Below are 16,892 nucleotides of genomic sequence, written 5' to 3' on the forward strand. Positions count from 1 at the left end.
CCGGTCAGCCCGCCGATTACTGAAAGCTGCCGCCCGCCCTACGCCCGGTGGGAGGTGCGGGAGGCGGGTGCGGGGGTGGGCAGGGGGCTGGTGGCCGCGCGGGTGACGTCGCCGACCAGTTCGACGACGTCCGGGCCGTACGCCTGGGAGTTGACGACCTTGAGGAGGAGTACGAAGGAGTTGTTGCCGTGTTTGCGGGCCAGCTTCTCGTGGTGCCGGGCGAGGTAGCGGGTGGCGGCCTGGTTGGTGATCGCGCGCTGGCCGCAGAACAGGAACGCGGGCCTGGCCTCGCGCCGGTCTCCGGCGGTCAGGCGGGCCAGCAGCACGTACTCCGTGACCCCCGCCTCCAGGCGGTAGCGCTCACTGCCGATCTGGAAGGCGCCCCGGTCCGGTCGGGGCTCCGGGTCGACGTTCATCCGCACCCCGGGCAGCATCGCCGCCATGTGGGCGACCATGCGCCGGTTCGAACCGGGGCCGCCCACACAGAACTCCGTACGCTCGCCGAAGCCCTGGCCGACCATGTCCTGGGTGACCACCTGGGCGTGCGCGCCGCAGTCCTTGATCAGTGCGGACAGTTCGAGCAGCGCGAAGACGTCGAAGCGGTGGACGGCCGGTTCGGTGGCCGCGGGGTCCCGGTTGACGACGAGCAGAGACTCGGAGCTGTCCGGCAGGCCGAAGAACGCCTGCTTTCTGCGGAGTTTGCGCTTCCACAGATAGGTACGGGCGAGCCAGCCCAGCGTGGCGCTGATGCCCGCCGCGACCACGCCCAGAACGATGTTGCGTACGTCGTCGGTCATGGGCGCGCATGCTAGCGGGCGACCGCGTACTCGTGTTCGACAGGGCGTGGAGACCGTGTTCAGCAGGCCGCGGGACTGGGCCTCCAGGAAGAAGTGGCCGCCCGGGAATGTGTGCGGGTCGTCGGCCCCGGTCCGGACGGTGATCTGGAGCCGATTACATGGGGGAGCACCATGTCGAGAATCTCCGGGCCGGCCGGCAGCCGGGAGTTCGTGCCGCCCAGCAGCTTCATCTCCGCGACGGCGACGGCGCCCACGCTGTGCCCGGAGAGCTCCAACGGCCCTGTCAGTGGCCTCGGTTCGAGGGTGAGGGTGTCGGCGAGCGCGTTGGTGTCGCCGATGCGTGCTTCCCACACTCGGGCGGAGCCGCCCGAGTGTGGGAAGCACGCCAGGGACACGGCGTCCGCGACGGCGGAGTCCTCACTGCGCATACGCCGCTCCTGGTGCACCACCTGCGTCCCATCACCGGCTGGGGCCTGGTGCACGGACCCCGTGATGACGCCGGGATCGCCGGTGCTTGCCGCGGAGCCCTCGAACGCTGCACACAGCCGATCGATCCGGGCGTGGCGTTCCACGAGTGCTCCCCTTGTCATCGGGCGCGGAGTGTGATGCCGACCCCGAGGAGGGGGCCCGTCCACGGTGTTCGGACTTCCGTGGCGAAGAGCCCCGACGCGGCCGTGGTGATGCCTTAGGCTGCCCGGACGGGCTCTCCCTGGAGGTGCGGATGCGTCGTCCTGTCGCGCGGAATCTGACGGTCCTGGCGGTCTCGGCCGCCGTGGTGGTCTCGGTGGGAGCGGCGGCGCCGCCCACGCACCGGAGCGGGCCCGCCGCCCCGAGCGGGCCCACCGCTCCCAAGACCCCCGTCGCCGTCGGGTACGGCGGCGCGGTCGCCAGCGTCGACCAGGACGCCTCCGCCGCCGGCATCGAGGTCCTCCGCAAGGGCGGCAACGCCGTCGACGCCGCCGTGGCCACCGCCGCCGCGCTCGGTGTCACCGAGCCCTACTCCGCCGGGGTGGGAGGCGGCGGCTACTTCGTCTACTACGACGCCAAGTCCCGCACGGTACGCACCATCGACGGCCGCGAGACCGCGCCGCTCACCGCCGACGAGAAGCTCTTCACGGAGAACGGCGAGCCGCTGGCCTTCGCCGACGCCGTCACCAGCGGCCTCGCCGTCGGCACCCCGGGCACCCCCGCGACCTGGCAGACCGCCCTCGACCGGTGGGGCAGCCGCAAGCTCTCCTCCGTGCTGAAGCCCGCCGAACGCCTGGCCCGGCACGGCTTCACCGTCGACGGGACCTTCCGCTCCCAGACCGCAGCCAACGAGCAGCGGTTCCGCTACTTCCCCGACACCGCCGAGCTGTTCCTGCCGGGCGGTGAACTCCCGGCCGTCGGCTCCACGTTCAAGAACCCCGACCTGGCACGCACGTACCAGGAGCTGGGCCGTGAGGGCGTCGGCGCGATCTACCACGGCGAACTGGGCGAGGACATCGTCGACACCGTCAACAATCCGCCCGTCGACCCGGACTCGGGCTGGAACGCCCGTCCCGGCGACCTGTCCGCCAAGGACCTCGCGGGCTACGAGGCCAAGCTCCAGGCGCCCACGAAGACCTCCTACCGCGGTCTGAACGTGTACTCCATCGCACCCTCCTCCTCCGGCGGAACCACCGTCGGCGAGGCCCTCAACATCCTGGAGCGCACCGACCTCTCCACCGCGGACAAGGCCGGCTACCTGCACCGTTACATCGAGGCCAGCCGCATCGCGTTCGCGGACCGCGGGCGCTGGGTCGGCGACCCCGCCTTCGAGGACGTACCGACGAAGGAGCTGCTGTCCCAGCGGTACGCCGACTCGCGCGCGTGCCTGATCAAGGACGACGCGGTGCTCACCAGTCCCCTCGCGCCCGGCGACCCGAGGCACCCGGCCGACTGCGCGGGCGGCGGCACGGCGGCGCCGACGACGTACGAGGGCGAGAACACCACGCACCTCACGGTCGCCGACAAGTGGGGCAACGTCGTCGCCTACACGCTCACCATCGAGCAGACCGGCGGCAGCGGCATCACCGTGCCGGGGCGCGGCTTCCTGCTCAACAACGAGCTGACGGACTTCTCCTTCGCCCCCGCCAACCCGGCCGTGCACGACCCGAACCTGCCCGGTCCCGGCAAGCGCCCCCGTTCCTCGATCGCGCCGACGATCGTCCTGGACCGGCACCACAGGCCGGTGGTGGCCCTCGGCTCGCCCGGCGGCGCCACCATCATCACCACCGTGCTCCAGACCCTCACCGGTTTCCTCGACCGCGGACTCCCGCTCGTCGACGCGATCGCCGCGCCGCGCGCCAGCCAACGCAACGCCGCGCAGACCGAACTCGAACCGGGCCTCTACGACAGCGGCACCCGGGCGGAGCTGGAGGCACTCGGGCACTCCTTCAAGCTCAACCCCGAGATCGGCGCCGCGACCGCCGTGCAGCGACTGGCGAACGGCAGGTGGCTGGCCGCCGCCGAGAAGGAACGACGCGGTGGCGGCTCGGCGATGGTGGTACGGCCCACTCGCTGAGCGCCGAGGGTCACAGTTCGGGGGCGGGCCGCCGTTCGGGCGTGCGGAACGCCAGCCGCCCGTCCTCGACGTCGACCGTCACCCGGCCGCCCTCCGTCACCCGGCCGTCGAGGAGCAGCCGGGACAGCTCGTTGTCCACCTCGCGCTGGATGGTGCGGCGCAGCGGCCGGGCGCCGTACTCGGGCTGGTAGCCGCGCTCGGCGAGCCAGTCCACGGCCGCGTCGGTGAAGTCGACGGTGATGCCCTGCGCGTGCACCATGCGGCGGGTCTGCTCCAGGAGCAGGCTGGTGATCTGCCGCAGCTGCTCGCCGCTGAGCTGGCGGAAGACCACGATCTCGTCGACGCGGTTGAGGAACTCGGGCCGGAAGTGCTCCCGCAGCGGACGCAGCACCTGCTCGCGCCGGGCCTCCTCGTCCGCCTCCGCGCCGCCCGCGCCGAAGCCGATCCCGGCGCCGCGCCGGGTGATCACGTCGGAGCCCAGGTTGCTGGTCATCACGACGACCGTGTTGGAGAAGTCCACCGTCCGGCCCTGCGAGTCGGTCAGCCGCCCGTCGTCCAGGACCTGGAGCAGGATGTTGAAGACGTCGGGGTGCGCCTTCTCCACCTCGTCCAGCAGGAGCAGCGAGTAGGGGTGCCGGCGCACCACCTCGGTGAGCTGACCGGCCTCCTCGTGCCCGACGTAGCCGGGCGGCGCTCCGACCAGGCGGCTCACGGTGTGGCGCTCCTGGTACTCGCTCATGTCGAGGCGCACCATCCGGTCCTCGCTGCCGAACAGCGCCTCGGCCAGCGCCCGGGCCAGCTCGGTCTTGCCGACGCCGGTCGGGCCGAGGAAGAGGAAGCTGCCGATGGGCCGGTCGGGACTGGACAGCCCGGCGCGGGAGCGCAGCACGGCGTCGGAGACGACCCGTACCGCCTCGTCCTGGCCGACGACCCGTTCGTGCAGGTGGGTCTCGAGACCCAGCAGGCGGTCCTTCTCCTCCTGGGTGAGGCTGCTGACCGGGATGCCGGTCTGCCGGGAGACCACCTCGGCGATGGACTCGGTGTCCACGACCAGGTCGAGGCCCTCGTCGGCCTGGCCGTCGCCGGTGGCCTCGGCGATCCGCTGCTTCAGCTCGACGATCCGGTCGCGCAGCTGGGTCGCCTGCTCGTACTGCTCGTCCGCGACCGCCTGGTCCTTGTCCCTCACCAGCTGGTCGACCTCGCGCTCCAGGGCGCGTACGTCGGTGCCCTTGGTGCGTGACCGCAGCCGTACCCGGGCGCCCGCCTGGTCGATCAGGTCGATGGCCTTGTCGGGCAGCCGCCGGTCGGTGAGGTAGCGGTCGGACATCTCCACGGCCGCGACCAGTGCCTCGTCGGTGTAGCGGACCTGGTGGTGGGCCTCGTAGCGGTCGCGCAGGCCGCGCAGGATCTCGATCGCGTCGGCGGTGGTGGGTTCCGGCACCAGGATCGGCTGGAAGCGGCGGGCGAGGGCCGCGTCCTTCTCGATCCTGCGGTACTCCTCCAGCGTGGTGGCGCCCACGATGTGCAGCTCGCCGCGGGCCAGGGCCGGCTTGAGGATGTTCCCGGCGTCCATCGACCCGCTCTCGCCGCCCCCACCTGCGCCGACGACCGTGTGCAGCTCGTCGATGAAGATGATCAGCTCGTCGGAGTGGGCGCGGATCTCGCCCACGATGTTGTTCATCCGCTCCTCGAAGTCGCCCCGGTAGCGGGTGCCCGCGACCACCCCGGTCAGGTCCAGCGAGACCACCCGGCGCCCGATCAGCACGTCGGGCACGTCGGCGTCGGTGATGCGCTGGGCGAGACCCTCCACGATCGCGGTCTTGCCGACACCGGCGTCACCGATCAGGACGGGGTTGTTCTTGCCGCGCCGGGAGAGCACCTCGACGGTCTGCTCGATCTCGTCCTCGCGCCCGATCACCGGGTCGATCCGGCCCTGCTGGGCCAGATCGGTGAGGTCGCGGCCGTACTTGTCGAGGGTCGGCGTGTTCGTGGTCCGGGCGCTCTCGGTGCGGCCCTTCGCCGCCTCCGGCGTCTCCGTGGGCAGGTTCGAGGGCGCGAACCGGGCCGCGTTCAGGATGTGCCCGGCGGCCGAGTCCGGATTGGCGGCCAGGGCGCTGAGCACGTGCTCCGGGCCGATGTACCCGGTGGCGCTGGAGCGCGCCAGCTCGTGCGCGTCCAGCAGGGCGCGCTTGACGGCCGGGGTGAGCGAGAGCGACGTGGGCGGCGGGACCTCGCCCGGCGGGTGCTGCACCGGGCCGGTCCGCTCGTCGATCTGCGAGGCCAGCGAGTCGGGGTCGGCCCCGGCCCGGCTGAGCAGCCCCCGGGTCGGCTCGGTGGACAGCGCGGCCCGCAGCAGGTGCTCGGTGTCCAGGTCCCGGCTGCCGTGCTCGGCCGCGTACTGGGCGGCGCCGCGCACCAGCTCCCGGGCGGGCTGGCTGAGCAGTCGGCCGATGTCGATCTGACGGGGCTTGGGCCCGCCGAAGAAGCGCGCCAGGAATTCCGCGAACGGGTCGCCCTCCGGGCCCATGTAGCCGCTGGTCATCGTGTACGGACCTCCGCTGCATCGCTGATCGACGTGCCGGGGGCCGGGTAACCCGGCAGACGTACGGTCATGCCCAACATGACACGTTCTGTTCCACCGGGCATGCCGGGAACCCGGGACGGGGCGGAGGGCCCGCCCCGGGTGCGCCGTCTCTCAGAGGCCGTCCCTCGACGTCAGGACGCGCGGGCCGCTGTCCGTGATCGCCACCGTGTGCTCCACGTGCGCCGCCCGGGAGCCGTCGTTGGTGCGCAGGGTCCAGCCGTCGGGGGCCGCGTGGTAGTCGTCCCGGCCGCCGGCGATCAGCATGGGCTCGATGGCGAGCACCATGCCGTGCCGCAGCGGGAGCCCGCGCCCCGGGCGGCCCTCGTTGGGCACCCCCGGGTCCTCGTGCATGTGCCGGCCGATGCCGTGGCCGCCGAAGTCCTCCATGATCCCGTAGCCGGCCGACCGGCACACCGTGCCGATGGCGTGCGCGATGTCGCCGATGCGGTTGCCGACCACGGCCGCCCCGATCCCCGCCTCCAGGGCCCGCTCCGCGGCCTCGATCAGCGTCAGGTCGGCCGGGCGCGGGGTGCCCACCACGAAGCTGAGCGCCGAGTCGCCCGCCCAGCCGTCCAGGAGGGCGCCGCAGTCGATGGAGACGAGGTCTCCGTCCCGCAGCCGGTAGCCGTCCGGGATGCCGTGCACGATCGCGTCGTTCACCGAGGCGCAGATGACGCCCGGAAAGGGCGTCGGTGCGAAGGAGGGCCGGTACCCGAGGAACGGCGAGCCCGCGCCCGCCTCCCGCAGCACCTCGTGCGCCACCGCGTCCAGCTCCAGCAGGGACACGCCCACGTCCGCGGCCTGCCGCACGGCGGTCAGGGCGCGCGCGACGACCTGTCCGGCCGCGTGCATGGCGTCGATCGATGTGTCCGTCTTCAGTTCCACCATGCCAATTACTATACCGGTATTTGAATTGGGTTCGCGACCTGGCGCGATGTGCGGCACGCCCGGGACCGGTACGGGAAACCGGTATTAGAATGACGACATGGTACGCACCCCCCTGACCCCCGAAGAGCGCGAGCGCGGCGAGCAGCTCGGCCGCCTGCTGCGCGCGGCCCGCGGTGAGCGGAGCATGACGGCGGTGGCCGCCCAGGCCGGAATCTCCGCCGAGACCCTGCGCAAGATCGAGACCGGCCGGGCACCCACCCCGGCGTTCTTCACGGTGGCCGCGCTGGCCGGCGCGCTGGGGCTGTCCATGGACGAGCTGGTGGGCAGGTGCGCGCCCGTGCCGGCCTGAGGCACCCGCACTCACCCACAGGAGTGCGAAACGAGATCGACACCGCGCCTTGACGACGATGGTCTTGGCAAGCCCGTCCGGCCAGGCTTACGTTCGTCCCTCTACGGCCTGCTCTACGGGCGTAGAGGCTCTGACGTCGTGTCGAAGGAGCAGCTCATGGCCAACGTCGTACGTGCCGCTCTCGTCCAGGCCACCTGGACCGGCGACACCGAGTCCATGGTGGCGAAACACGAGGAGCACGCCCGCGAGGCCGCCCGGCGGGGCGCGAAGGTCATCGGGTTCCAGGAAGTCTTCAACGCCCCCTACTTCTGCCAGGTACAGGACCCCGAGCACTACCGCTGGGCCGAACCCGTCCCCGACGGACCCACGACCCGCCGCATGCAGGCGCTCGCCCGCGAGACCGGCATGGTGATCGTCGTCCCCGTCTTCGAGGTCGAGCAGTCCGGCTTCTACTACAACACCGCGGCCGTGATCGACGCCGACGGCACCGTCCTGGGCACCTACCGCAAGCACCACATCCCGCAGGTCAAGGGCTTCTGGGAGAAGTTCTACTTCCGCCCCGGCAATCTCGGCTGGCCGGTCTTCGACACCGCCGTCGGCAAGGTCGGCGTCTACATCTGCTACGACCGGCACTTCCCGGAGGGCTGGCGCCAACTCGGCCTCGGCGGCGCCCAGCTCGTCTACAACCCGTCGGCCACCCACCGCGGCCTCTCCGCCCACCTGTGGCAGCTCGAACAGCCCGCCGCGGCCGTCGCCAACGAGTACTTCGTCGCCGCCATCAACCGCGTCGGCGTCGAGGAGTACGGGGACAACGACTTCTACGGCACGTCCTACTTCGTGGACCCGCGCGGGCAGTTCGTCGGCGACGTCGCCAGCGACAGCAAGGAGGAACTCGTCGTCCGCGACCTGGACTTCGACCTCATCGACGAGGTGCGGCAGCAGTGGGCCTTCTACCGCGACCGCCGTCCCGACGCCTACGAGGGGCTGGTGCGGCCGTGACCCGTGACCTCTTCGCCCGCCACCGCGCCGTCCTGCCCGACTGGCTCGCCCTCTACTACGAGGACCCGCTGGAGATCACCCACGGCGAGGGCCGGCACGTCTGGGACGCCGCCGGCAACAAGTACCTCGACTTCTTCGGCGGCATCCTCACCACCATGACCGCGCACGCCCTGCCCGAGGTCACCAAGGCCGTCGCCGACCAGGCCGGGCGGATCGTGCACTCCTCGACCCTCTACCTCAACCGTCCGATGGTCGAACTCGCCGAACGCGTCGCCCAGCTCTCCGGCATCCCCGACGCCCGCGTCTTCTTCACCACCTCGGGCACCGAGGCCAACGACACCGCCCTGCTGCTCGCCACCGCCCACCGCCGCAGCAACGCGATCCTGGCGATGCGCAACAGCTACCACGGCCGCTCCTTCAGCGCCGTCGGCATCACCGGCAACCGCGGCTGGTCGCCGACCTCCCTGTCCCCGCTCCAGACCCTGTACGTGCACGGCGGCGTCCGTACCCGCGGGCCCTACGCGGACCTGGACGACCGGGACTTCATCGACGCCTGCGCAGCCGACCTGACGGACCTGCTCGGCCACACCCGCGCCCCCGCCGCCCTGATCGCCGAACCCGTCCAGGGCGTCGGCGGCTTCACCTCGCCGCCCGACGGCCTGTACGCCGCCTTCCGCGAGGTGCTGCACGAGCGGGGCATCCTGTGGATCTCCGACGAGGTGCAGACCGGCTGGGGCCGCACCGGCGAGCACTTCTGGGGCTGGCAGGCGCACGGAAGGAGCGGCCCGCCGGACATCGTGACCTTCGCCAAGGGCATCGGCAACGGCATGTCGATCGGCGGGGTCGTCGCCCGCGCCGAGATCATGAACTGCCTGGACGCCAACAGCATCTCCACCTTCGGCGGCACCCAGGTCACCATGGCCGCGGGCCTCGCCAACCTCAACCACCTCCTGGAGCACGACCTCCAGGGCAACGCCCGGCGCGTCGGCGGACTGCTCATCGAACGGCTGCGGGCCGTCGCCGCCCAGGTGCCGCACGTGCGCGAGGTGCGCGGGCGCGGCCTGATGATCGGCGTCGAGCTGACCCGGCCCGGCACCGACGAGGCCGCCCCGGAGGCGGCGTCCACCGTACTGGAGGAGGCCCGCGCCGGCGGGCTGCTCGTCGGCAAGGGAGGCGGCCACAGCACCAGCGTCCTGCGCATCGCCCCGCCGATGTCCCTCACCGTCGCGGAGGCCGAGGAGGGTGCCGCGATCCTCGAACGCGCCCTGCGGAGCATCTGATCGCCTGATCGCCGCGTGACGAGCCCAGGAGAGGCCGCCATGACCACGACCACCCCGCAGACCCCGGCCCAGCAGCCCTGGGAACCCGCCCTGTCGGTCCGTCAGGTCCTCGGCCTCGAACGGGTGCGGGCCGGACAGCCCGAGGTGGTGGCCGGAGCACACCGCCTCGACCGGCCCGTGCGCTGGGTGCACGTCGCCGAGGCCGCCGACGTCGGCGTGATGCTCAGCGGCGGCGAGATGGTCCTCACCACCGGCGTGCTGCTCGCCGGCGACGAGGACCGGCAGGGGGAGTACATCCGTTCACTGGACCGTGCCGAGGCCGCCGCCGTCGTGCTCGGCCTCGGCCGCGCCTTCCCCGCCCCGCCCGAGGTGATGCGCAGCGCGGCCGAGCGCTGCGGGCTGCCCATGGTCGTCCTGCACCGGCCCTTCCCCTTCGCCGAACTGACCGAGGAGGTGCAGTCCCGGCTGCTGCGCCGCAAGTTCGCCGCCGTCAGCCTCTCCGAGGCCGTACGCACCGAGCTGACCGGCCTGATCACCGCGGGCGCCCCGGTGCAGCGCCTGCTCGACGAGGTGGCCCGGCACGCCGGCTGCCCGGTCGTCGTCACCAACCTCGCCCACCGCGTCCTCGCCACGGCGGGGGAGCGGGCCGCCGTCGACGACGTACTGCGGGACTGGGAGCGCATCGCCCGCCAGGCCGGTGCCGGCTCGGCCGACGGCTGGGTCCGTGCCGAACTGACCTGCCGGGGGGAGAGCTGGGGGCGCCTGGTGCTGTGCGGCTACCGGGGCGAGCGGGCCGCCGGACGCCTGCTCGCCGACCGCGCGGCCGAGGCGCTCGTCCTGCACCGCATGCTCGCCGGTGACGGCACGCACGCGGGCACTTCCGCGGGCCCACGGGATTCCTGGGACTCCTGGGAGGAGCAGTCCGCGCGGAGCCTGCTCACCGACCTGGTCAGCGGGGCGGTACCGGCACGGCAACTGCTGTCCCGGGCCCGCGCCGCCGGGCTGCCCGTCAACCGGCGCGTCTTCGTCCCCCTCGTCGTCCGCGAGCGGGAGCCCGCCCGGCCGGCCCGGGTGCTGCGGCGCCTCGGCCTGCCCGGCCTCGCCGCCCACCTCGCCGACGACCACGTCGCCGTCCTGCTCAGCCTCGCCCCCGACCAGGACGCCAGGGCGCTCACCGCCCACTTCGCGACCCGGCTGCGTGCGGAACCGGACAACTCCCGCGCCGTGGTCGCCGCCGCCGACGCCCGCGCCGACTGGACCGACGTACCCGCCGGACTGCGCGAGGCCCAGCACGTCGCCGACGCGGTCGCCGACTCCCCGGCCGCCGCCCTGGACCTGCCGCCGGTCGTCCGGCTGCGCGACATCCACCTGCGCGGCCTGGTGCGGCTGCTGCGCGACGACCCGCACGTGCAGTCCTTCGCGGAGCGCGAGCTGGACGGACTCCTGCGCGGCCCCGACCAGGACCTGCTGCCCGTGCTGCGCACCTACCTCGCCACCGGCCGCAACAAGTCCCGCACCGCCCAGCTCCACCACGTCTCCCGGCCCGCCCTCTACCGGCGTCTCGAAGCCATACAGGGCCGCCTGGGCGTCGACCTCGACGACTTCGAGCAGGCGGCCTCCGTGCACATCGCGCTCCTCGCCCACGACGCACAACAGGGGTGACACCGTGCAATGCCCGACCCCCGCAGACGTGACACCGTGCCACTCATTTCGGCCACCGCCGGTCCCTAGTCTCGCCGTACACCGAGCGCCACAGCGAGCGATTCGAGCGAGTGGAGGCCGAAGATGAGCCGAGTGATCCGTGCCGCGCTCTTCCAGACCGCCTGGACGGGCGACAAGGAATCGATGATCCAGGTCCACGAGCAGGCGGTGCGTGACGCCGCCGCCCAGGGCGCACAGGTCATGTGCTTCCAGGAGCTGTTCTACGGGCCGTACTTCTGCCAGGTCCAGGACCCCGAGTTCTACGCGTACGCCGAACGTGTCCCGGACGGCCCGATCGTCGAGCGCTTCCAGCGGCTCGCCCGCGAGCACGGCATCGTCCTGGTGCTCCCGATGTACGAGGAGGAGCAGCCCGGCGTCCTCTACAACACCGCCGCCGTCATCGACGCCGACGGCTCCTACCTCGGCAAGTACCGCAAGACGCACATCCCCCAGGTCCGCGGCTTCTGGGAGAAGTTCTACTTCCGCCCCGGGAACTCCGGCTGGCCGGTCTTCGACACCGCCGTCGGCAGGATCGGCGTGTACATCTGCTACGACCGGCACTTCCCGGAGGGCTGGCGGGCGCTGGGCCTGGAAGGCGCCGAGATCGTCTTCAACCCGTCGGCCACCTCCCGCGGCCTGTCCGGCTACCTGTGGCAGCTGGAGCAGCCGGCCGCCGCCGTCGCCAACGAGTACTTCGTCGGCGCCATCAACCGCGTCGGCGTCGAGGAGTACGGGGACAACGACTTCTACGGCACCTCCTACTTCGTCGACCCCGAGGCGCAGTTCGTCGGCGAGGTGGCGAGCGACAAGGAGACCGAACTCGTCGTCCGCGACCTCGACATGGCCAAGCTGCGCGAGGTCCGCGACCGCTGGCAGTTCTACCGCGACCGTGCGCCGGGCGCCTACTCCCCGCTGACCGCGCCCTGATCCGACCGGGGCCCCTGACAGGAGGGAACAGCAGCATGAGCAGCCGTACCGTCATCCGCGGCGGCCTCGTCATCACCGCCTCCGACGAGATCCACGCCGACGTCCTGATCGAGGACGGCCGCGTCGCCGCCCTCGCCGCGACCGGCACCCCGGCGGCCGGGGCGTTCACCGCCGAGAACGTCATCGACGCGAGCGGCAAGTACGTCATCCCGGGCGGCGTCGACGGACACACCCACATGGAGATGCCCTTCGGCGGCACCTACGCCGCCGACACCTTCGAGACCGGCACCCGCGCCGCCGCCTGGGGCGGCACGACCACCATCGTCGACTTCGCCATCCAGAGCGTCGGGCACTCCCTGCGCGAGGGCCTGGACGCCTGGCACGCCAAGGCCGAGGGCAACTGCGCCATCGACTACGGCTTCCACATGATCGTCTCCGACGTGAACCAGGAGACGCTCAAGGAGATGGACCTGCTGGTGGAGGAAGGGGTGACCTCCTTCAAGCAGTTCATGGCCTACCCCGGCGTCTTCTACTCCGACGACGGCCAGATCCTGCGCGCCATGCAGCGCGCCGCCGAGAACGGCGGCCTGATCATGATGCACGCCGAGAACGGCATCGCCATCGACGTCCTCGTCGAGCAGGCCCTCGCCCGCGGCGAGACCGAGCCCCGCTTCCACGGCGAGGTCCGCAAGGCACTGCTGGAGGCCGAGGCGACCCACCGGGCCATCCGGCTCGCGCAGGTGGCCGGGGCGCCCCTGTACGTGGTGCACGTCTCCGCGACGGAGGCGGTGGCCGAGCTGACCCGGGCCCGCGACGAGGGTCTCCCCGTCTTCGGCGAGACCTGCCCGCAGTACCTGTTCCTGTCCACCGACAACCTCGCCGAGCCCGGCTTCGAGGGCGCCAAGTACGTGTGCAGCACCCCGCTCAGGCCGAAGGAACACCAGGCCGCGCTGTGGCGGGGCCTGCGCACCAACGACCTCCAGGTGGTCTCCACCGATCACTGCCCCTTCTGCTTCAGCGGGCAGAAGGAGCTGGGCCGGGGCGACTTCTCCAGGATCCCCAACGGGATGCCGGGCGTCGAGAACCGCATGGACCTGCTCCACCAGGCCGTCGTCGACGGCCACATCGGCCGCCGCCGCTGGATCGAGATCGCCTGCGCCACCCCGGCCCGCATGTTCGGCCTGTACCCGAAGAAGGGCACCATCGCCCCCGGCGCCGACGCCGACATCGTCGTCTACGACCCGCACGCCGAGCAGGTGATCTCCGCCGAGACCCACCACATGAACGTCGACTACTCGGCGTACGAGGGCAGGCGGATCACCGGCCGGGTGGAGACCGTGCTCTCGCGCGGCGAACCGGTCGTCACCGAGCGGGAGTACACCGGGCGCAAGGGCCACGGCGCCTACACCCCGCGCGCCACCTGCCAGTACCTGAACTAGGAGCGGTGCCCATGGACTTCGGACTCGTCCTGCAGACCGACCCGCCGGCCTCCCGCGTCGTGGAGCTGATGCAACGGGCCGAGCGCAACGGCTTCAGCCACGGCTGGACCTTCGACTCCGCCGTGCTGTGGCAGGAGCCGTTCGTGATCTACAGCCAGGTCCTGGCCAACACCAGCACACTGAAGATCGGCCCGATGGTCACCAACCCGGGCACCCGCACGTGGGAGGTGACCGCCTCCACCTTCGCCACCCTCAACGACATGTTCGGCAACCGCACCGTCTGCGGCATCGGCCGCGGCGACTCCGCGATGCGGGTGGCCGGCCGCAAGCCCAACACCCTCGCCCGGACAAGCGAAGCCATGAGGGTCATCCGCGCCCTGGGCAGGGGAGAGGAGGCCGACCTCGGCGGGGGCACCGTCGTCCGGTTCCCCTGGACCAAGCCCGGCGCCGAAGTCCCCGTGTGGATGGCCGCGTACGGTCCCAAGGCCCTGAAGATGACCGGCGAGGAGGCCGACGGCTTCATCCTCCAGCTCGCCGACCTCTACCTCACCGAGTACATGGTCAAGGCCGTCCGGGACGCCGCCGAGGCCGCCGGACGCGACCCGTCCGAGGTGACGGTCTGCGTCGCCGCCCCCGCCTACGTCACCGCCGACGACTCGCCCGAGGCCCTCGCCCACGCCCGCGAGCAGTGCCGCTGGTTCGGCGGCATGGTCGGCAACCACGTCGCCGACCTGGTCGCCAAGTACGGCGCCCACACCGGCGCCGTCCCCGACGAACTCACCGACTACATCAAGGCCCGCGAGGGCTACGACTACGCCCACCACGGGCGCAGCGGCAACCCGGACACGCAGTTCGTGCCGGACGAGATCGTCGACCGGTTCTGCCTGATCGGACCGGTCGAGAAGCACATCCAGAAACTGACCGCCCTGCGCGCCCTCGGCGTCGACCAGTTCGCGCTGTACGACATGCACGACGCGCGGGAAGCCGTGATCGACACCTACGGCACGCAGGTCATCCCGGCCGTCAACGCCTGAGCCACCCGGCCCGCCCCGCACCCGGGGGCGGGCCCCCAGGGCGCACCCGCGCACCCCCCTCGGCACCGCCCGCACGGCCTCTCCCGTCCCACCGCATGATTGGCCTGCCCATGACCGACACCGCGCCCACGGCCATACCGCCGTCCGCCCAAGTCACCCTCCCCGACGGGCGCGTGGAGCTCGCCCCGGGCTCCCCGCCGCCGAGCGGTCCCTACGCCAACGAAGACCTGCTGCCCGTCCCCGTCGAGGGGCGCACCTGGACCACGTACAACTTCTCCGCCCTGTGGGTCGGCATGGCCCACAACACGGCCTCCTGGACGCTTGCCTCCGGTCTCATCGCGGTCGGCATGGACTGGAAGCAGGCGGTGTTCACCATCGCCCTGGCCAACCTGATCGTGCTCGCCCCGATGCTGCTCACCGGGCACGCCGGACCCAAGTACGGCATCCCCTTCCCGGTGTTCGCCCGCGCCTCCTTCGGCATCCGGGGCGCCAACCTGCCCGCCGTCGTACGGGCGTTGGTGGCGTGCGGCTGGTTCGGCATCCAGACCTGGATCGGCGGCGAGGCGATCTACTTCCTGGCCGGCAAGCTGATCGGCGACGGCTGGACGAACGCGGGGACGTTCGGCGGCCACGCCTGGACCATGTGGCTGTCCTTCGCCATCTTCTGGGCGCTCCAGGTCGCCATCATCTACCGCGGCATGGAGACCATCCGCCGCTTCGAGAACTGGGCGGCGCCCTTCGTCCTCGTCGGCGCCTTCGTGATGCTCTGGTGGATGGCCGACAAGGCGGGAGGCTTCGGCCCGCTCTTCGACCAGCCCTCGAAGCTCGGCTGGGGCGGCGACTTCTGGAAGCTGTTCTGGCCGTCCCTGATGGGCATGATCGGCTTCTGGTCCACCCTGTCCCTCAACATCCCGGACTTCACCCGCTACGGCAAGAGCCAGAAGGCTCAGACCCGCGGCCAGGCCCTCGGACTGCCCACGACGATGACCCTGTTCGCCTTCCTGTCCGTCATGGTCACCTCCGGCTCGCAGGCGGTCTACGGCGAACCCATCTGGGACCCGGTCCAACTCGCCGCGAAGACGGACAACGTCGTGGGCCTGCTCTTCGCCCTCGTCACCGTCCTGGTGGCGACCCTGTCCGTGAACATCGCCGCCAACCTGGTCTCACCGGCCTTCGACTTCTCCAACGTCGCACCGCGCAAGGTGAGTTTCCGGGCGGGCGCGCTCATCACGTCCGTCCTGGCCGTGCTGATCTTCCCCTGGAAGCTGTACTCCGACCCGCAGGGCTACATCTTCACCTGGCTCGGCCTGGTCGGCGGGCTGCTCGGCACCGTGGCCGGCATCCTCATCGCCGACTACTGGATCCTGCGCCGCGCCCGGCTGCACCTCGTCGACCTCTACCGCAGGGGCGGACGCTACTGGTACGAGGGAGGCTGGAACTGGCGTGCGGTGCTGGCCTTCGCCGTCGGCGGCGTCCTGGCCGTCGGCGGCGCCGACTTCCACCCCCTGGTCGACGGCCGCCCCGTCCCCTTCCTCGAACCGCTGGCCGACTACGGCTGGGCGGTCGGCCTGGCCACGTCCCTGGTGCTCTACCTGGCCCTGATGCTGCTGCCGGCGACCCGGCCGGGAGCCGGTCCCGCCGCGCGCCCCTAGCCGTTCTGCAAGGCGGCCACGGCCTCCTTGGCCGCCTTGATGGCGCCCTTGTTGATCTCGGTCGTACCGGGGGCCTTCTTCGACTCGAAGTCGCTGCCGTTGTAGGTGATCATCACCAGGGCGTTGGCGGCGCGGACCAGCACCGTGCCCTCGCGGGTCTGCTGCTTGTCCTCGGTGGTGAGGTTGACGACGGAGTAGGCGGCGTCGCCGAGTCCCGGTACGTCACCGCCGCCGCTGCGGTCGGCGACGCGCTCCTTGTACGACTTCCGGGCCGCCTCGTCCGTCGCCATGACCTCGAAGGAGACGTCGAGCCAGCGGTAGTCGTATCCCTTGAGCGCGTTCCAGGAACAGGTGCGGCGCACCTTGGTGTCCGTGGACGGGATCTCCTTGCCGGCCGCCTTGGCGCCCGGCACCAGCGAGGTGACCGTCTTGTCGGCCAGGCTCTCGCACGGCGCCGGTGCGCCGGCGTACGTCTTCGTCGCCGCCTCCGTCGCCGGTGCGGAGGCCGATCTGTGCGTGGTGTCGGGCGGCGTCTTCTCCTTCGCCGCAGGTGACGTGTCCGGCCCGGACGACAGCGCCCAGCCGGCCGTGGCGAGCACGGCGACCGGCGCCAGACGGGCGGTCAGGGCGAGCGGCAGAGGAAGAGAACGCACGGCGCACTTCTCGTGGGGGACGGTGCGGAGGGTGCCCGCACTGC

The 16,892-nt window shown here is 71.8% G+C and carries 14 protein-coding genes; 9 read left to right on the plus strand and 5 right to left on the minus strand.

The annotated features are described in order from the left end of the window. Positions 1 to 38: 38 nt before the first annotated feature. Together ACFYZ3_RS29920 and ACFYZ3_RS29925 are read right to left on the minus strand one after the other, a co-directional pair. The gene (locus tag ACFYZ3_RS29920) at positions 39 to 797 is read right to left on the minus strand and encodes a hypothetical protein (RefSeq protein ID WP_388524080.1); all 759 of its coding nucleotides are present in this window, start codon (positions 795 to 797) and stop codon (positions 39 to 41) included. Between the two features lie 59 nt (positions 798 to 856). After that, a complete protein-coding gene (locus tag ACFYZ3_RS29925; RefSeq protein ID WP_388524083.1) occupies positions 857 to 1,225 on the minus strand; it encodes a hypothetical protein in 369 nt (122 codons plus the stop codon). Positions 1,226 to 1,518: 293 nt separating this feature from the next. Here ACFYZ3_RS29925 and ggt point away from each other — a divergent pair, with 293 nt between their 5' ends. Beyond that, the gene (gene ggt, locus ACFYZ3_RS29930; protein ID WP_388524086.1) at positions 1,519 to 3,342 is read left to right on the plus strand and encodes a gamma-glutamyltransferase; all 1,824 of its coding nucleotides are present in this window, start codon (positions 1,519 to 1,521) and stop codon (positions 3,340 to 3,342) included. Positions 3,343 to 3,352: 10 nt separating this feature from the next. On the opposite strand, the gene ACFYZ3_RS29935 is transcribed toward ggt, so the two are convergent. Both ACFYZ3_RS29935 and map read right to left on the minus strand, forming a co-directional pair. Further along, positions 3,353 to 5,884, minus strand: coding sequence for an ATP-dependent Clp protease ATP-binding subunit (locus tag ACFYZ3_RS29935; RefSeq protein ID WP_388524089.1), 2,532 nt, complete (start codon positions 5,882 to 5,884; stop codon positions 3,353 to 3,355). 153 nt (positions 5,885 to 6,037) lie between these two features. Then, complete coding sequence (map, locus tag ACFYZ3_RS29940; protein ID WP_361005497.1) at positions 6,038 to 6,814, minus strand: type I methionyl aminopeptidase; 777 nt, start codon at positions 6,812 to 6,814, stop codon at positions 6,038 to 6,040. 97 nt (positions 6,815 to 6,911) lie between these two features. Between map and ACFYZ3_RS29945 the strand changes: the two genes are divergently transcribed. The 8 genes from ACFYZ3_RS29945 (at position 6,912) to ACFYZ3_RS29980 (ending at position 16,195) form a co-directional block, all read left to right on the plus strand. Further along, positions 6,912 to 7,163 carry a helix-turn-helix domain-containing protein gene (locus ACFYZ3_RS29945; protein WP_007445836.1) on the plus strand — a complete coding sequence of 84 codons (252 nt, stop codon included), beginning with the start codon at positions 6,912 to 6,914 and terminating at the stop codon, positions 7,161 to 7,163. 156 nt (positions 7,164 to 7,319) lie between these two features. Then, on the plus strand, positions 7,320 to 8,162 hold the full coding sequence (locus tag ACFYZ3_RS29950) for a nitrilase-related carbon-nitrogen hydrolase (protein WP_388524094.1): 843 nt from the start codon (positions 7,320 to 7,322) through the stop codon (positions 8,160 to 8,162). Continuing rightward, positions 8,159 to 9,442 carry an aspartate aminotransferase family protein gene (locus ACFYZ3_RS29955; RefSeq protein WP_388524097.1) on the plus strand — a complete coding sequence of 428 codons (1,284 nt, stop codon included), beginning with the start codon at positions 8,159 to 8,161 and terminating at the stop codon, positions 9,440 to 9,442. Before ACFYZ3_RS29950 ends, ACFYZ3_RS29955 begins: the two co-directional genes overlap by 4 nt. Before the next feature lie 39 nt (positions 9,443 to 9,481). Continuing rightward, positions 9,482 to 11,104 carry a PucR family transcriptional regulator gene (locus tag ACFYZ3_RS29960; RefSeq protein ID WP_388524099.1) on the plus strand — a complete coding sequence of 541 codons (1,623 nt, stop codon included), beginning with the start codon at positions 9,482 to 9,484 and terminating at the stop codon, positions 11,102 to 11,104. 123 nt (positions 11,105 to 11,227) lie between these two features. Further along, complete coding sequence (locus ACFYZ3_RS29965; RefSeq protein ID WP_388524101.1) at positions 11,228 to 12,070, plus strand: nitrilase-related carbon-nitrogen hydrolase; 843 nt, start codon at positions 11,228 to 11,230, stop codon at positions 12,068 to 12,070. A 35-nt stretch (positions 12,071 to 12,105) separates the two neighbouring features. Further along, positions 12,106 to 13,509: a dihydropyrimidinase gene (gene hydA / locus ACFYZ3_RS29970; protein WP_388524104.1), complete on the plus strand. Its 1,404-nt coding sequence runs from the start codon at positions 12,106 to 12,108 to the stop codon at positions 13,507 to 13,509. A gap of 11 nt (positions 13,510 to 13,520) precedes the next feature. Continuing rightward, positions 13,521 to 14,543 carry a TIGR03842 family LLM class F420-dependent oxidoreductase gene (locus ACFYZ3_RS29975; RefSeq protein WP_388524106.1) on the plus strand — a complete coding sequence of 341 codons (1,023 nt, stop codon included), beginning with the start codon at positions 13,521 to 13,523 and terminating at the stop codon, positions 14,541 to 14,543. Positions 14,544 to 14,653: 110 nt separating this feature from the next. Then, positions 14,654 to 16,195 carry an NCS1 family nucleobase:cation symporter-1 gene (locus tag ACFYZ3_RS29980; protein WP_388524109.1) on the plus strand — a complete coding sequence of 514 codons (1,542 nt, stop codon included), beginning with the start codon at positions 14,654 to 14,656 and terminating at the stop codon, positions 16,193 to 16,195. Here the strand turns inward: ACFYZ3_RS29980 and ACFYZ3_RS29985 are convergent. Then, complete coding sequence (locus ACFYZ3_RS29985; RefSeq protein WP_388524112.1) at positions 16,192 to 16,848, minus strand: hypothetical protein; 657 nt, start codon at positions 16,846 to 16,848, stop codon at positions 16,192 to 16,194. The two genes, ACFYZ3_RS29980 and ACFYZ3_RS29985, sit on opposite strands and share 4 nt — an antisense overlap. Between the last annotated feature and the right edge of the window lie 44 nt (positions 16,849 to 16,892).

Origin of the sequence: Streptomyces sp. NPDC001599 (assembly GCF_042893535.1) — a bacterium.
Taxonomy (GTDB): domain Bacteria; phylum Actinomycetota; class Actinomycetes; order Streptomycetales; family Streptomycetaceae; genus Streptomyces.

Bases quoted from the DNA above. Each gene is read 5' to 3' on its own strand.
- ACFYZ3_RS29920 (WP_388524080.1), bottom strand. From the start codon at position 797: ATGACCGACGACGTACGCAACATCGTTCTGGGCGTGGTCGCGGCGGGC.
- ACFYZ3_RS29925 (WP_388524083.1), bottom strand. From the start codon at position 1,225: ATGCGCAGTGAGGACTCCGCCGTCGCGGACGCCGTGTCCCTGGCGTGC.
- ggt (WP_388524086.1), top strand. From the start codon at position 1,519: ATGCGTCGTCCTGTCGCGCGGAATCTGACGGTCCTGGCGGTCTCGGCC.
- ACFYZ3_RS29935 (WP_388524089.1), bottom strand. From the start codon at position 5,884: ATGACCAGCGGCTACATGGGCCCGGAGGGCGACCCGTTCGCGGAATTC.
- map (WP_361005497.1), bottom strand. From the start codon at position 6,814: ATGGTGGAACTGAAGACGGACACATCGATCGACGCCATGCACGCGGCC.
- ACFYZ3_RS29945 (WP_007445836.1), top strand. From the start codon at position 6,912: ATGGTACGCACCCCCCTGACCCCCGAAGAGCGCGAGCGCGGCGAGCAG.
- ACFYZ3_RS29950 (WP_388524094.1), top strand. From the start codon at position 7,320: ATGGCCAACGTCGTACGTGCCGCTCTCGTCCAGGCCACCTGGACCGGC.
- ACFYZ3_RS29960 (WP_388524099.1), top strand. From the start codon at position 9,482: ATGACCACGACCACCCCGCAGACCCCGGCCCAGCAGCCCTGGGAACCC.
- ACFYZ3_RS29965 (WP_388524101.1), top strand. From the start codon at position 11,228: ATGAGCCGAGTGATCCGTGCCGCGCTCTTCCAGACCGCCTGGACGGGC.
- hydA (WP_388524104.1), top strand. From the start codon at position 12,106: ATGAGCAGCCGTACCGTCATCCGCGGCGGCCTCGTCATCACCGCCTCC.
- ACFYZ3_RS29975 (WP_388524106.1), top strand. From the start codon at position 13,521: ATGGACTTCGGACTCGTCCTGCAGACCGACCCGCCGGCCTCCCGCGTC.
- ACFYZ3_RS29980 (WP_388524109.1), top strand. From the start codon at position 14,654: ATGACCGACACCGCGCCCACGGCCATACCGCCGTCCGCCCAAGTCACC.